This is a genomic window from Corynebacterium sp. Marseille-Q4381 (genome assembly GCF_036881695.1).
GTDB lineage: Bacteria > Actinomycetota > Actinomycetes > Mycobacteriales > Mycobacteriaceae > Corynebacterium.
In genome coordinates this window covers 304,107-319,311 of the sequence record NZ_JBAJNR010000001.1, presented here as the reverse complement: position 1 = coordinate 319,311, position 15,205 = coordinate 304,107, and the positions used below count along the sequence as shown (strand labels likewise).

Genomic DNA, 15,205 nt, shown 5'->3' with positions numbered 1-15,205 from the left:
GAACAATGGCGGGCGTGAAGCGCATTCTCATTCTCGGGTCCACCGGCTCCATCGGCACGCAGGCGCTGGAAGTCATCGCTGCGAACAGACACGAATTCGAGGTCGCGGGCATCGCCGCGGCGGGCAGCAACCCGGCCGCTGTAATCAACCAAGCCCGCGAGTTCGGTTTGGCTCCTTCGCAGGTCGCGGTGCAGCGCGAGGACGCGGCAGCAGAGGTGTCCGAGGCGCTCGGCGGTAAGGTGCTCACGGGCGACGAGGCGGCCGCTTTGCTGATCGAGGCGCAGCCGGCGGACGTCGTTCTCAACGCTCTCGTCGGCGCTGCCGGGCTGCGCTCGACGCTGGCCGCGCTCGAGACCGGCGCGATCCTGGCGCTCGCGAACAAGGAGTCGCTCGTCGCGGGCGGCCGACTCGTCCTCGACACCGCGGCGCCGGGCCAGTTAGTGCCCGTCGATTCGGAGCACTCCGCCATGGCGCAGTGCCTGCGCGCGGGCCGCGCCGAAGAGGTGTCGCGCTTTGTGCTCACCGCCTCCGGCGGGCCGTTCCGCGGCTGGACTCGCGAGCAGATGATGGACGTCACCCCGCAGCAGGCGGTCAAGCACCCCACGTGGTCGATGGGAACCATGAACACGATCAACTCGGCCACGATGGTGAACAAGGGCTTGGAGCTGATCGAGGCGGTGCTGCTCTTCGGCATCGACCCGGAGATTATCGACGTCACCGTCCACCCCCAGTCCGTCATCCACTCTATGGTGACGTTTGTGGACGGCGCGTCGATCGCCCAGGCGTCGCCGCCGTCGATGAAGATGCCGATTGCGCACGCGCTCGCGTGGCCGGGCCGCGTCGCTGACGCGCAGCCAGCCTTAGACTTCACCCACGCCCACTCCTGGACTTTCGAGCCGCTGGACGCGGATGCGTTTCCCGCGGTCGAGCTCGCGCGCGGCGCGGTGAAGCGGGGCGATCCCTACCCGGCGATCTACAACGCAGCGAACGAGGTCGCGGTCGACGCGTTCTTCGCCGGGGCAATCGCCTTCCCCCAGATCGTCGACGTCATTGCTGAGGTGCTCGAGCGCGCCGACGCGTTCGCAACCGTGCCGGCTACCTTCGATGACGTTGTCCGCGTGGACCAGGCGGCCCGCGAGCACGCCGAAGCTGCCGTTGCGGCTCTGGCGGGGAAGTAGCGCATGGGTTTTCTCGGCGTTTTCATCTTCGCCCTCGGCATCGCGGCGTCGATCGCCCTGCACGAAGCAGGTCACATGTTCACCGCCCGCGCCTTCGGCATGCGGGTGCGCCGCTACTTCATCGGGTTCGGTCCCACGGTGTGGTCGACCAAGCGCGGACACACCGAGTACGGCATCGCTGCGCTGCCGTTCGGCGGGTTCTGCGACATCGCCGGCATGACCGCGATGGACCCCGTCACCGAGGAGGAGGCGCCGCACGCGATGGTGAACAAGCCGGCGTGGCAGCGCATCTGCGTGATGGTCGGCGGCATCGTGATGAACCTGCTGATCGGCATCGTGATCATTTACCTTGTTGCCGTGTCCTCGGGTATCCCGAACCCGTACGCCGACCGCACGCTTCGGGTGGGCGAGCTGACGTGCACCTCAGACCAAGTGGATGCGGAAACCCTTGCTGCGTGCACCGGCTCTGGCCCGGCCTACGCTGCGGGACTGCGCGGGGGAGACGAGCTGCTCGCGGTGGACGGCACCCCGATCGAGTCGTTCGTGCAGCTGCGCGACTACGTCATCACCCGCCCGGGCGAGAACGTCGCCATCGAGGTCGACCGCGGCGGCGAAGCAATCTCGTTTGACGTGGCGGTTGAAAACGTCAAACGCATTAACCCGCAGACCGGCGAGGAGTTCGACGCCGGAGCGATCGGCATGGGGGCGGCACCAATCAAGGACGCGGTGAAGCAGTTCAGCCCGCTCGAGGCCGTCCCGGCCACCGCCCGCTTCAGCGGCGAGATGCTCGGCGCCACGGTCGATGGGCTGGCGGCATTCCCGGGCAAAATCCCGGGCGTGATCGCCTCCGTCTTCGGCGCGGAGCGCGACGTCGAGGGGCCGGTCAGCATCATCGGCGCCTCGCGCACCGGCGGCGAGTTGGCTGAGCGCAGCATGTGGCCCGTGTTCTTCATGATGCTGGCCAGCCTGAACTTCTTCCTGGCGCTGTTTAACCTTGTGCCGCTGCCGCCGCTGGACGGCGGGCACATCGCCGTCATCATCTACGAGAAGATCCGCGACCTTTTCCGCCGTGCCCGCGGGCTCGGCCCGGGGGAGCCGGTGAACTACGAAAAGCTGATGCCGCTGACCTACTTCATGGCCGCGACGCTGCTCATCATCGGTGTGTTTGTCATGGTTGCGGACGTGATCAACCCGGTCCGCATCTTCTAAACCCCGCCCAATCCGCCGCGTCGCGCCCGTGCGCCGCGGTGCTAATCTAGTGCGCATGAGTCTCCCCATCGGATTAGGTATCCCCGAAGGCCCGCCGCCCACCTTGGCGCCGCGGCGCAAGACCCGCCAGCTGATGGTCGGCGGCGTGGGTGTGGGGTCGGACCACCCGATCACGGTGCAGTCGATGACCACCACCAAGACCCACGACATCAACGCCACCCTGCAGCAGATCGCGCAGCTGGCCACCGCTGGCTGCGACATCGTGCGCGTCGCTTGCCCGAAGACGGTTGACGCTGAAGCGCTGCCCGCGATCGCCGCGAAGTCCCCGATCCCGGTGATCGCGGATATCCACTTCCAGCCGAAGTACATCTTCGCCGCGATCGACGCCGGTTGCGCCGCGGTGCGCGTGAACCCGGGCAACATCAAGGAGTTCGACGGCCGCGTCAAGGAAGTAGCGAAGGCGGCGGGCGACGCCGGCATCCCGATCCGTATCGGCGTCAACGGCGGTTCTCTGGATAAACGCTTGTTGGAGAAGTACGGCAAGGCCACCCCTGAGGCGCTGGTGGAGTCCGCGATCTATGAGGCCGGCCTGTTCGAGGAGCACGGCTACGGCGATATCGCCATTTCGGTCAAGCACTCCGACCCGGTGCTGATGGTGGAGGCCTACCGCCAGCTCGCGGAGAAGACCGATTACCCGCTTCACCTCGGCGTGACCGAGGCTGGCCCGAAGTTCATGGGCACCATTAAGTCCTCGGTGGCATTCGGGGCCCTGCTTGCCGACGGTATCGGGGACACCATCCGCGTCTCCCTTTCCGCCGACCCGGTGGAGGAGATCAAGGTGGGCGACCAGATCCTGCAGTCGCTGAACCTGCGCCCGCGCAAGCTGGAGATCGTCTCGTGCCCGTCGTGCGGCCGCGCGCAGGTGGACGTGTACAAGCTGGCCGAAGAGGTTACCGCCGGCCTCGACGGTATGGAGTTCCCGCTGCGCGTTGCAGTGATGGGCTGCGTTGTCAACGGCCCGGGCGAGGCGCGCGACGCCGATCTGGGTGTGGCGTCCGGCAACGGCAAGGGCCAGATCTTTGTCAAGGGCGAAGTCGTGGAGACCGTTCCTGAGGCCAAGATTGTGGAGACGCTCATCGCGCACGCGCTGCGCATCGCCGAGGAGGAGGGCCTCGAGGAGGTCGCTGGCGCCAAGGCCGAGGTCAAGGTTACGCGCTAGACGTTCCGCAACACCTCCTGAGCAGCACCGATCACACGGCCGGTGCTGCTACGTTTTTGCCATGCGCCGCCTTTTCGCCCTGCTCGCCAGCATCGTTCTCACTGTGAGCGCGGCGGGCTGCACCCCGCGGCCGAACTCCGCGGAGCCGGTCGCGGAAGCGTTTCTCAAAGCGCTTGAGGCGCGCGAGGATTTCACCGCGGGCGTCGACAATCCGGCAGAGGCCCAGCGCTCCACCACAACGACGTGGGAGGGGCTGCAGGCCGAGGGGCTGACAACGCAGCTGAAGGACGTCTCGCAAACCGACAACATCGCCACGGCGACTTACGAAATGTCGTGGCAGCTCCCGCGCGAGCGTACCTACACCTACGACGCGAACATGACGCTCACCCAGGTCGCCGACGAGTGGACCGTTCGCTGGCAGCCGTCCATCCTGCATCCGCGCCTCGGCGCCAACCAGCACCTCGAACTCCGGGCAATCCCGGCGCACCAGGCCAGCGTCGTGTCCTCCGACGGGGTGGAGCTGCTTCGCCCGGGCGTCGCATACCGCGTGCTGGTCGACCCGTCCGCAATGCGTTCTGCCCCCGAGACCGCTCAGCGCATCGCGGAGGCACTCGCGGCTGCGCACGAGGGGGACAGGAGCATTGCGCTTATCGACGCCGCCTCCCTCACCCCAGCCCTCGCCTCCGCCGAATCCACCTACTCCGTCACCGTCATCCCCGCCACGTCGAAAGACGCCTTCGAGGCAGCTCTCGGCAACGCCCCGGGCGTGCGCCTCAACGAGGAAGCCGCGATGGTGAACCAAGACCCCACCTTCGCCCCCGACATCATGGCGCGCATCGGCGCGCTCGTCGGCGACGACTTGGACGGCGAGCCCGGCTGGAGCGTGTCCGTGGTCAACGAGAACGGCGCCGAGTTCGAGCAGGTCGAGCGCGTCGAGCCTGACCCGTCGCCGGCAGTGAGCGTGAGCCTCGACCACGCGGTGCAGCGCGCCGCCGAACAAGCGCTCGAGCCCGTCGCCGGCCAAGAGGCGATGATCGTGGCGATCCGCCCCTCCACCGGCGGCATCCTCGCCGTGGCGCAAACCCCCGCCGCCGACCGCAAGGGCAACTTGGCCACCATGGGTCAGTACCCGCCGGGGTCGACGTTCAAGATCATCACTTCGGCCGCAGGCCTCCAGCGCCAGGGGCTCACCCCGGATTCGACGGTGCCGTGCCCCGGCACCATGAACATCTACGGCCGCATCGTGACCAACTACGCCGGCTTCGGCCTCGGCAGCGTTCCTTTGCAGACAGCGTTCGCGAGGTCCTGCAACACCACGTTTGCGGACATCTCGACGAAGTTGGCTCCGGGGGAGCTGAGGGACGTCGGCAAGCAGTTCGGCCTCGGGGTCGACTTTTCCATCCCGGGTATCGACACGGTCACCGGCGACATTCCAGTCGGGGACACCCCGCTGGAGCGCACCGAGGCCGGCTACGGACAGGGGTACGACCTGGCCAGCCCGTTCGGCATGGCGCTGGTATCCGCTACGGCAGCGCACGGCTCGATGCCGGTGCCGTTCTTAGTTGCCGGCGAGGAGACGAAGGTGGGGGAGCAGGTCGACCCACCGTCGCCGGAGTCAATCGACGAGTTGCGGCGGTTGATGAAGGCGGTGGTGATGCCAGGGGGTACCGCAGGAGGGCTTGGTTCGTTTGGCGACGTCTACGGCAAAACCGGAGAAGCCGAGATCACAGGCGGATCCCACGCCTGGTTCACCGGCTACCGCGCCGACGACGACATCGCCTTTGCCACCCTCGTCGTCTTAGGCGGCGGATCCGAAGCCGCCGTGGCGCTGACGAGCTCGATGCTTTCGAACCTGGACGCCGCCCGGGGTTAACATTGACCGCATGAATCCACGCGGAAAGTTGACCCCAGGAAAACCCACCCCGATTAGGAAAGTGCCCGCGTCGATCGAGCGCCCCGAGTACGCCTGGAAGGACGACGTCCAGGAAAACGTCGGCGAGCCGCACGTGCAGACCCTCGAGACCATCGAGGCAATGCGCGAGGCATCCAAGATCGCCGCGAACGCGCTCGCCGTCGGCGGCGCAGAGATCAAACCGGGCGTGACCACCGACTACGTCGACGGCGTGATCCACGAGTACCTCTTGGACCACGGCGCCTACCCGTCGACCCTGGGCTACCGCGGCTACACCAAGTCCTCGTGCATCTCGCTCAACGAGATCGTCTGCCACGGTATCCCCGACACCACGGTGATTCAGGAAGGCGACATCGCCAACATCGACGTCACCGCGTATAAGAACGGCGTCCACGGCGACACCAACGCCACGTTCTTCGCGGGCGAGGTGGCGGAGGAGCACCGGTTGCTGGTGGACCGCACCTACGAAGCCACCATGCGCGGCATCAGGGCCGCCAAGCCCGGCCGACAGATCAACGTCATCGGCCGCGTCATCGAGTCCTACGCCAAGCGCTTCGGCTACAACGTGGTCACCGACTTCACCGGCCACGGTGTGGGCACCACGTTCCACAACGGCCTCGTGGTGCTGCACTATGACTCCGACGCCTACACCGACATTCTCGAGCCCGGGATGACGCTGACCGTCGAGCCGATGATCAACCTCGGCGCCCTCCCGTACGACATCTGGGACGACGGCTGGACGGTACAGAACCGCGACGGCGAGTACACCGCCCAGTTCGAGCACACCATCCTGATCACTGACGACGGCAACGAGATCCTCACGATCCCAGATGCCGACCTCGCAGCTGGGCAGCACATGCTGGGCGCGTAGCCGCCCCGGGAGCGCAGGCTCCCGCCGGCACGAAAAAGCTCCCGACCCCGAAGGGCGGGAGCTTTCGCAATAGCTTCGCAGTTAGCGAACGGCGATCTTAGAAGTTGATCCAGCCGTTGTAGGAAGCGAAGTTGAAGCCAGCGATGATCAGGCCAATAACAGCGCCGATGGAGGCCACGATGGAGGCGGTGTTCCAGGATTTCGCCCAAGCCGGAACCTCGTCCTCGTCCTTGGTCTTACCGTGAGAGTCGACGATGAAGTAATCCTTATTGTCATCAGCCGACTGGGAAGAGCCGTTCTGCTGGGAGGAGTTGGTCTGCTCGACGGACGACTGGTCGGTGTTCCCTGCCTCCTGTGCACCTGCAGCAGCTGCGCCACCGAAGGTCACAGCGGTAGCGGTCGCCACGGCCAGGGTTGCGTTGCGGAAGTTACGCATATTTTCCTTCTTTCAAGAAATCTTAGTTTGTGGATGAGCGAGGCTTAGAAAGCTGCCGGGCCGTGGACGAAGAAGTTGTAAGCCGGGCCAACGATCAGGCCGATAACCGCGCTGACCATCGCAGCGATACCGCCAACGAAGAGGATCTTGGACCAAGCGGGGGTCTCGTCAGTCCACTCGCCGTAGAACTCGTCCTTGTTGACGCCGGTGGCGATGACGTTGCCCTCCTCGTCCTTGTACCAAGCCTCGACCTTGTGGCCAACGTTGGTACGGAAGTCAGACTCTGCGTCCGCCGGAACGTTCTGAACGCGAGTGTGGGAGAACTCCTGGGTGTTCTCGGTGGTGTCTGCAGCGGCGACTGCGGTGGAGCCGAATGCCACGGCAACGGCGGTGGCGCCTGCGAAGGCTGCCTTGCGGAAGTTACGCATGAAACGAAATCCTTACTTCTAGTTTTTACAAGTCATCCGAACTTGATCTGGCGACCTTGGCCCGGAGGCTCTCGATCTGGAGTACCGGCTCCATCTGACCGAGTGTCGTGCACTACTGTAGCAATGTCCTTAGAGCAACGTGCAACCACCACACAATATTTTTCACAGGTAACGTCCAGTGAAGTATCTAAACCTTGGAAAAGTAACGTGGGCGTGGGCAAAGGCGATGCCTGCTGACGGAGGGGCCCCGCATGGCCCCCTCATGTGGGGGTAGGGGTTAGGCGAGGGCGAAGTCCAGATCGAGTCCTAGGATGGCGTTCTCGGTGACCTCAGCAAGCGCGGGGTGGATCCAGTACTGCTTGCGGGGAACGTCGCGGAGGTCCAAATCGAACGCCATGATTGTGATCGCCTGCTGAATCAGCGTGGAGGCCTGCGGACCCATGTAATGGGCGCCGAGGAGGCGGCCCGACTGCTTGTCGGCGACGAGCTTCACCACGCCGGTGGTGTCCTCGAGCGCCCAGCCGTACGCGACGTCGCCGTAGCGCTGGATCTTCGTGGTGACGTCGTGGCCGGCTGCGACGGCCTGCTCCTCGGTGAGGCCGACGGTGGCGATCTGCGGGTGGGTGAACACGGCGTATGGCACGTGCTCGTGCGGCATGGTCATGGTGGGCTCTTCGCCGGCGAAGGCGGCCAGCAGGTTGGCGCCGACGGCGCGGGCTTCGGCGTTGGCCACGTGCTTGAGCTGGTAGGGCGAGGAGATGTCGCCGAGCGCCCACACGCCCTCGGCGGTGGTGCGCCCGAACTCGTCGACCTTCACGCTGTGGTTCGGAAGCATTTCGATGCCCCCGTTCTGCACTTCGAGTTCGTCGCCGTTGGGGACGCGGCCGGTGGCAAGGAGAAGGTGCTGGGAGGAGACGGTGGTGCCGTCGGCAAGCAGCAGCTCAATGCTGTCCTCGGTCTGGTGGGCGGATTCAACCGTGGAGTGCACGACGTTGAAGCGCTTTTCGGCGAGGGTGTTGAATTCGTCGCGAATCGTTTCGTCGAGCGTGCGCAGGAGCGCGGAGCGGCTGACGATGGTCACGTCGGTGCCGAGCGCCTCGAAGACGTGGGCGAACTCCATGGCGATGAAGCCGCCGCCGACGATTGTGAGGGATGTGGGCAGCTTCTCGAGGCGCATGATGTCCTCGTTGGTGTGGTAATCCAGTCCTTCTGCCCAATCGGGGATGAACGGGCGCGAGCCGGCGGCGAGCAGTACCTGGTCCGCCGTAATCGTGGCGGGGCCTTCTTTGGTGCCGGTCTCGATCGTGCGGGGGCCAACGAAGCGCGCAGGCTGATCGTAGACGTCCACGTTGGGGCACGCGTCGGAGCGGCGGTACTCCTCGCCGCCCGCTGCGATGAGGTCGATGCGGTTGGTGAAAACGCGGTCGCGGATGGCAGGCCAGTCGGCGCCTTTGAACTCGAGGTCGATGCCGAGGCGCTCGGATTCGCGCGCTTGGTAGGCCGTATCCGCGGCGAGCACGTACATCTTCGTAGGGATGCAGCCAACGTTTAGGCAGGTGCCGCCGAATTTGCCGTTCTCAACGATGGCGACGCGTTTGTCGTCGTAGTCCTCGGTGATGATCGTGTTGCCGGAGCCGGTGCCGATGATGATGAGGTCGTAGTGCGTGGTGTCCATGTCGTTTAAATCTTCTCCAGCCACTCGGCGGTGGTCTTGAAAGCGACTTCGCGCGCGAACGGTTCGGACAGGAACACGTCGTGGCGGGCGCCATCGATAATCTTTGTTTCGTTCTGGGATGAGGTTTCAGGAGCCCATTTGCGGATCTGATCCACATCGAGCACCGTGTCGGCGGTGTCAGCGGCGGGGGAGTAGTCCTCGCCGAGGTACGAGTGCGCAGACACGAGGGTCAACGTGGGAACACCCGCGTCTATTTCGCCGGAGTGGATCTTCTGCTGCGCCTTATTAATAGCGCGGATCCAGCCGAGGTACTTGCGGTGGCCGTCGAGCGGCTTCATGGAAGTGTTGAAGTCCCACTCGCCGTGCTCACCTTGGTAGATCGAAGCGCCGTAGGCGCCGAGACCGCCCTGCGGCAGGGGTAGTTTCGGGGCAACGCGGCCGAGCGTGTTGATGACTGGCCGGGTCACTGCGACCGCTACTGGGTTGAACTGGAGGTCCAGCCACGGGCTGTTCAGAACCATGCCTTTAATCTGCGCGTGGCGCTTCGGATCCTCGCGGCGCAGCTCATCCACCCACAGCGGCACGATGAGGCCTCCGGTGGAGTGGGCCATGGGGATCACGCCGGGGTGGTCGCGGGTGATGATATCGAGTGCGGCAGTCAGCTCCGGGTAGTAGTTAGCCACATCGAGGGTGTAGTGCCAGCGCTGGCCGGTCGTGCGCGCCCGTCCGCAGCGGCGCAGGTCGAGCGCGTAGAACGGGTAGCCCAGATCTGTGAAGTAGTCGGCGACGTGGTCTTGGAAAAAGTAGTCCGACATGCCGTGCACCCACAGCAGGGCCGGCTTGTTCTTGTCGGCGTGTTTGTTGCCGACGCTCGCGCGGACGAGGACGGCGCGGACGTCTGTGCCGGTGTCCGGATCCTTGCCCATGGGCAAAACCGCCTGCTCGAAGCCGTCACCGAGGATGTCTGGTTGAAACGTCGGGTCTATCGGCGCACTCATGCGACCGATATTAGCCGGAGCCAAGTTATATAAGCGTAGAGTGAAAAACCATTACCCTTGACAGCACCAGAACACGATCTGAAATGAAACAGGTGACATGCAATGGCTGAGAAGAAAGACCACTATGACGACGAGGTAGACGTTCTCCTCGTTGGCGCCGGCATTATGAGTGCGACCCTTGGGGCGATGCTCCAGGCGCTGGAGCCGGGATGGACTCAGGTGATCTACGAGCGTCTCGACGGCGCAGCCCAGGAGTCCTCTTACCCGTTTAACAACGCCGGCACCGGCCACTCCGCGCTGTGCGAGCTGAACTACACGCCGGAGAAGAACGGCCGCATCGACGTCTCCAAGGCCATGAACATCAACGAGAAGTTCCAGCTCTCTCGTCAGTTCTGGTCGAACCGCGTGGAAAACGGCGTGCTCACCGACCCGAGCGCCTTCATTAATCCGGTGCCGCACGTCTCGTTTGGCCAGGGCGAAGACCAGATCGGGTACCTGAAGCGCCGCTACGACGCGCTGAGCGCGAACCACATGTTCCCGCAGATGCAGTACACCGAGGACCGCGACCAGTTTGCCCGCATGCTGCCGCTGATGGCTCAGGGCCGTGACTTCGACGCCGAGCCGGTTGCGATTTCCTGGACGGACGCGGGTACCGACATCAACTACGGTGCGCTGACCAAGCAGTTCTTGGACTCCGCGAAGGAAAACGGCACCGTCATCCGCTACGGCCACGAAGTGACCAACATTAAGCGCGAGGGCAACTTCTGGAAGGTCAGCGTGAAAAACCTGCGCAACGGCGACCGCAAGGTCACCCGCGCACGCTTCGTCTTCGTCGGCGCCGGCGGCTACGCGCTCGACCTGCTGCGCAAAGCGGGTGTTCCGGAGGTCCGCGGCTACGCGGGCTTCCCGATCTCCGGTATGTGGCTGCGCACGACCAACCAGGAGCTCGTGGCCCAGCACCAGGCGAAGGTGTACGGCAAGGCGAAGGTCGGCGCCCCGCCGATGTCCGTGCCGCACCTTGACCTGCGCGTGGTCGACGGCGAGCAGTCGCTGCTGTTCGGCCCGTACGGCGGCTGGACCCCGAAGTTTATGAAGAAGGGTTCCTACCTCGACCTGTTTAAGTCGATTCGCCCGGACAACATCCCGTCGTACCTGGGCGTTGCGGCCACTAACTTCAACCTGGTCACGTACTTGGTGGAGGAGGTCTTCCGCAACTTCGACGGCAAGATGGAAGTGCTGCGCGAGTACTACCCGGAGGCCGACCCGAAGGACTGGCAAGAGGTTGTCGCCGGCCAGCGCGTGCAGGTGATCAAGCCGACCGCTGCCCCCCGCTTCGGCTCGCTGGAATTCGGTACCGCACTGGTCAACGACCAGAACGGCACCATCGCCGGCATCCTGGGCGCGTCCCCGGGTGCGTCGATCACCCCGGCCGCGATGCTCGAGCTGCTCGAGCGCTGCTTCGGTGAGCGCATGATCGACTGGGGCGACAAGCTCCACGAGATGTTCCCGACTTACGGCAAGTCGCTGAAGCGCGACCGCGCGGCGTACGAGGAGCAGTGGGCGTGGACCCAGAAGACTCTGGGCCTGGATGTGGAGCGCCACTTGGACGGGCAGGGCACGGCCAAGTAGCCGAGTCCTGCGCGGCGGGGTCTTAGGTCCCGCAGAATGTTTGGAACGTGAAGGCGCCTTCGGGCGCCTTCATCCATTCCGGGCCGGCGTCGGGGTTGAACGGGTCGCTGGTCGCGGAAAGAAGCTCGAAGTACGGCGCGTAGTTGCCGTTCTGTTCCGCTTCCACAATGGCCCGCTCAAGCATGCCGTTGCGGGGGCCGAAGACGATGCCGGCGTGGGTGAACAGGTCTCCCGCCGCCGCCAGCGCAGCCGGGTCTGGCACGGCGGCATTCCATGCCCGGTCCCAACGCTCCTGCGCGTCCGCCAGCACAGCCTGGGCCGCGTCTTGGTCCATGACGGGAAGCAACGCTTCGGCAAGCCGCGCGATGTTCCATACCGCGATGGAAGGTTGGTAGCCGAAGCGGTAGCGGCCTTGCGCGTCGATGGAGGAGAACACCGCGTTCGGGTCATACGTCTCCGTGAACGCGCACGGTCCGTAGTCAATGGTTTCGCCGGATAGCGCGGTGTTGTCCGTGTTCATCACCCCGTGGACGAACCCGATGCGCATCCAGGATGCAACGAGCGAAAGCTGCGCGTCCAGGACACCGTCCAGCATCGCGGCGGGGGAGTCGAAGCCGGCGGCGCGCACGACCTGGTCCACTAGCTCGGCGGACTGCGTTGCGGCGTACTGCACGCTGCCGACGCGCAGGTGCAACGCGGCCACACGCACGACGATGCCCCCGGGTACGCGGCCCTGCTGACGGACGACGTGTTCGCCGGTGTCGACTACCGCCAGCGATCGCGTGGTGGGAATGCCCACCGCGTGCATGAATTCGGAGACCAAGTACTCGCGAAGCATGGGGCCGATGGCCCCGACACCGTCAGAACCCGGGCGCGAGAACGTCGTCGGACCCGAGCCCTTCAGCTGGATCTCGCGGGGCGTGCCGTCTGCGTGGGGAAGGGAGCCGAGAAGGAGGGCGCGGCCGTCGCCAAGCAGCGGCACGAACTGTCCAAACTGGTGGCCCGCATACGCCATGGCGTGGCCGCCGGAGGAACCAGCCAGCCAGCGCACCCCCTCGTCCGTGCGCAACCAACCTGCGTCGAGGCCGAGCTCGGCCGCCAGCGGCTCGTTCAGCACCACGAGCTTCGGGTTTTCAAAGCGCGTGGGCGGCTGCGCGTGCGCCAATTCGGGTAAGCGGTCAGCGAGCGTGTGGGCGAGCTGTGGTGGTTGCATGGTCTCACCCTAAACTGTTCTGCCATGAGTACAGGGAGTACAGGCCACATCACGCTTGTCGGTGGCGGCCCCGGCGCGTGGGACCTTCTCACCATCCGAGGTCTGCGCGCGCTTGAGGCAGCCGACGTCATCCTCGTCGACCACTTAGGGCCCGCCGCGGAGCTTGCGGAGTTTATCGACATCGACGGCAAGGAGGTCGTGGATGTGGCCAAGCTGCCGTACGCGAAGCAGGTGGCGCAGGAGCGCATCAACGAACTGTTGGTCTCCTACGCACGCGAGGGCAAGCACGTGGCGCGGCTGAAGGGCGGCGACCCGTTCGTTTTCGGCCGGGGGTTCGAGGAGCTGCAGGCGGCCGCGGCGGCGGGGATTGCATGCGACGTGGTGCCCGGGGTGACCTCGGCGATTTCCGTGCCGGCGGCGGCGCAGGTCCCGGTCACGCAGCGCGGGGTCACCCACGCGTTCACGGTGGTTTCCGGCCACTTGCCGCCCGGGCACGACAAGTCGCTGGTGGATTGGGCTTCGCTTGCCACGCTCGGCGGGACCATCGTGGTGGTGATGGGGGTGCGCAACGTGCGCGCCATAGGGCAGTCGCTTATCGACGCCGGCCTGAACCCCACCACCCCCGCCGCCGTTATCCAAGACGGCGAGACATCCAACCAGCGGGTCTTCTTCGCCACCGCCGAAACGCTCGCCGACGTCATGGAGGCCGAGGGCGTGTCCGCGCCCGCCGTCTACGTCTTCGGGGAGGTGGCCGGCCTTGCGCACGCTGGATAGCCTGATCCTCGACACCGCGCAGATCGCGCCGGGCGAGACCGTGCTGATCTGCCACGACCCCACCCTCGACCTCACGCGGGCCGCGCTGGGCGCGGGCAACCCGGTGGTGTTTCTCGACCCCGACTACGCGCGCAGCCAGTCGGCGGCGTCGCTCGGCGCGGCGACCGCCGGCGACGTGCGGCTGGACGTTTTCCTCGCCGGCTCGGAGGGGCCGGCCGTGGCGGTGGGAGAAATGCCGAAGGCGCTCGGTCGCTTGGACTACGTGGCGCGCTCGCTCGCTTCCAGCGGTTTTGCGCCGCTTCGTGTTGTTTTCGGCGGCAACAACAAGCACCTCTCGCGGGGCATGAACGACGTGCTGGCTGAGTCGTTCGACCGCGTCGCGGCCTCGCGCGGCCGAGGCAAGTTCCGCTGCCTTGCCGCCGAAGGCCCCAAGCCGGTCGCGTACGAGCCGGTGACAGTCAACGGTCTCACCGCGATCGGCGGTGTGTTCTCAGGTGCGAAGCCGGACCGCGGCGGCGAGCTGCTGCGATCGTGCCTGCCCGCGGATCCCGGCCGCTTGCTGGACTTAGGCTGCGGCAACGGCTCGGTGACGCGGGGCATGAACGCTTTCGCCACGGACTCCGACGCCGACGCAGTGCTTTCAGCGCGCGCCAACGGGCTGAACGCGACGTGGGACGACGCGGGGTCGAAGTTCCCCGGCGAGTCCTTCGACACGGTTGCGCTCAATCCGCCCTTCCACGACGGCACGGCGGTGGATGCGACGTTGGTGAGGGAGTTGCTGGGGGCGTCGATAAGAATGCTCAAACCCGGCGGGCAGCTGTACCTGGTGCACAACTCGCACCTGCGCTACCGCGGCGAGGTGGAGCGCAGATTCACCACGGTGGAGCAGGTCGCCCGCGACGCGACGTTTACTGTGCTGCGGGCGACGAAGTAGGAATAAGCTGCGGCACGGCGCGCGCCGCGGTGTCCTCGACCACCACGTCAGCCAGGTGGGACAGGTCGGTGCGCATTGGCGTGACCTCGACGATCGGCACCCCGTTCGCGTGGGCGATGAGCGGCAGGCCCGCGGCGGGGTAGACCACCCCCGAGGTGCCGACGATCAACAGCGCGTCCGCGGTTTTCATGCGCCGCTCGGCCTCCGCCCACGCGTCGTCGGGTAGCGCCTCGCCGAACCACACCACTCCGGGGCGCACCGCACCGCCGCACTCGGGACATGCGGGCGGGGTAATTGCCTCGACCGGCCCTTCGGGCAGCTCGATCGGGGCGGTGTAGGGGCGGCCGCACTCGGAGCAGCGGAACTCGAACAGCGACCCGTGCAGGTGGACGACGTTGTGGCTGCCGGCGCGCTCGTGGAGGTTGTCGATGTTCTGCGTGGTCACTGAGGTTTTCGGGCAGCGGGCGATGGCGAAGTGGCCGGCGTTGGGCTCGGCCTGCTGCGCGAGGTGTGCGCGCCAGAGGTACCAGGCGAACATGGTCTCCGGGTCGATGCGCCACGCGTCTATCGACGCCATTGCCTGCGGGTCCACGTTCTCCCACAGGCCGGTCTGAGCGTCGCGGTAGGTCGCGATCCCGCTGTCCGCGCTCATACCCGCGCCGGTGAAGACCTCGATATGTCGGGCGTTATCCAGGATGGCCCGTGCCTCGTTCAAGTCGCTCATGGCCT

14 protein-coding genes are annotated in these 15,205 nt (G+C 65.8%); 8 read left to right on the top strand and 6 right to left on the bottom strand.

The features are described from left to right. Positions 1–5 precede the first annotated feature (5 nt). From dxr to map, 5 genes are all read left to right on the top strand, one after another. Positions 6–1,178, top strand: a complete 1,173-nt coding sequence (gene dxr, locus V6D40_RS01625) for a 1-deoxy-D-xylulose-5-phosphate reductoisomerase (protein WP_334288611.1) — start codon at positions 6–8, stop codon at positions 1,176–1,178. Between the two features lie 3 nt (positions 1,179–1,181). Then, positions 1,182–2,387 carry a M50 family metallopeptidase gene (locus V6D40_RS01620; protein ID WP_334288610.1) on the top strand — a complete coding sequence of 402 codons (1,206 nt, stop codon included), beginning with the start codon at positions 1,182–1,184 and terminating at the stop codon, positions 2,385–2,387. A 55-nt stretch (positions 2,388–2,442) separates the two neighbouring features. Further along, positions 2,443–3,606 carry a flavodoxin-dependent (E)-4-hydroxy-3-methylbut-2-enyl-diphosphate synthase gene (gene ispG, locus V6D40_RS01615; RefSeq protein WP_334288609.1) on the top strand — a complete coding sequence of 388 codons (1,164 nt, stop codon included), beginning with the start codon at positions 2,443–2,445 and terminating at the stop codon, positions 3,604–3,606. A 61-nt stretch (positions 3,607–3,667) separates the two neighbouring features. Beyond that, positions 3,668–5,479 (top strand): penicillin-binding transpeptidase domain-containing protein, encoded by a 1,812-nt coding sequence (locus V6D40_RS01610; protein WP_334288608.1) that lies wholly within the window; start codon positions 3,668–3,670, stop codon positions 5,477–5,479. Between the two features lie 10 nt (positions 5,480–5,489). Continuing rightward, positions 5,490–6,389 (top strand): type I methionyl aminopeptidase, encoded by a 900-nt coding sequence (map, locus tag V6D40_RS01605; RefSeq protein ID WP_334288607.1) that lies wholly within the window; start codon positions 5,490–5,492, stop codon positions 6,387–6,389. A gap of 97 nt (positions 6,390–6,486) precedes the next feature. Here map and V6D40_RS01600 read toward each other — a convergent pair whose 3' ends face one another. From V6D40_RS01600 to V6D40_RS01585, 4 genes are all read right to left on the bottom strand, one after another. Further along, the gene (locus V6D40_RS01600; RefSeq protein WP_334288606.1) at positions 6,487–6,825 is read right to left on the bottom strand and encodes a hypothetical protein; all 339 of its coding nucleotides are present in this window, start codon (positions 6,823–6,825) and stop codon (positions 6,487–6,489) included. Positions 6,826–6,869: 44 nt separating this feature from the next. Then, positions 6,870–7,253: a hypothetical protein gene (locus V6D40_RS01595; protein ID WP_334288605.1), complete on the bottom strand. Its 384-nt coding sequence runs from the start codon at positions 7,251–7,253 to the stop codon at positions 6,870–6,872. 277 nt (positions 7,254–7,530) lie between these two features. After that, positions 7,531–8,928, bottom strand: coding sequence for a mycothione reductase (gene mtr, locus V6D40_RS01590; protein WP_334288604.1), 1,398 nt, complete (start codon positions 8,926–8,928; stop codon positions 7,531–7,533). Positions 8,929–8,933: 5 nt separating this feature from the next. Further along, positions 8,934–9,926, bottom strand: a complete 993-nt coding sequence (locus tag V6D40_RS01585) for an alpha/beta hydrolase (protein WP_334288603.1) — start codon at positions 9,924–9,926, stop codon at positions 8,934–8,936. Positions 9,927–10,028: 102 nt separating this feature from the next. Here V6D40_RS01585 and mqo point away from each other — a divergent pair, with 102 nt between their 5' ends. Then, positions 10,029–11,555 (top strand): malate dehydrogenase (quinone), encoded by a 1,527-nt coding sequence (gene mqo, locus V6D40_RS01580; RefSeq protein WP_334288602.1) that lies wholly within the window; start codon positions 10,029–10,031, stop codon positions 11,553–11,555. 22 nt (positions 11,556–11,577) lie between these two features. Here the strand turns inward: mqo and V6D40_RS01575 are convergent, their stop codons facing one another. Beyond that, positions 11,578–12,768 (bottom strand): protein adenylyltransferase SelO family protein, encoded by a 1,191-nt coding sequence (locus V6D40_RS01575; protein ID WP_334288601.1) that lies wholly within the window; start codon positions 12,766–12,768, stop codon positions 11,578–11,580. A gap of 24 nt (positions 12,769–12,792) precedes the next feature. Between V6D40_RS01575 and cobA the strand changes: the two genes are divergently transcribed. Continuing rightward, positions 12,793–13,542: a uroporphyrinogen-III C-methyltransferase gene (gene cobA, locus V6D40_RS01570; protein WP_334288600.1), complete on the top strand. Its 750-nt coding sequence runs from the start codon at positions 12,793–12,795 to the stop codon at positions 13,540–13,542. Then, complete coding sequence (locus V6D40_RS01565) at positions 13,526–14,476, top strand: class I SAM-dependent methyltransferase (RefSeq protein ID WP_334288599.1); 951 nt, start codon at positions 13,526–13,528, stop codon at positions 14,474–14,476. The genes cobA and V6D40_RS01565 overlap by 17 nt, the downstream gene beginning before the upstream one ends. Here the strand turns inward: V6D40_RS01565 and V6D40_RS01560 are convergent. After that, positions 14,451–15,200 carry an NAD-dependent deacylase gene (locus V6D40_RS01560; RefSeq protein WP_334288598.1) on the bottom strand — a complete coding sequence of 250 codons (750 nt, stop codon included), beginning with the start codon at positions 15,198–15,200 and terminating at the stop codon, positions 14,451–14,453. The two genes, V6D40_RS01565 and V6D40_RS01560, sit on opposite strands and share 26 nt — an antisense overlap. Positions 15,201–15,205 lie beyond the last annotated feature (5 nt).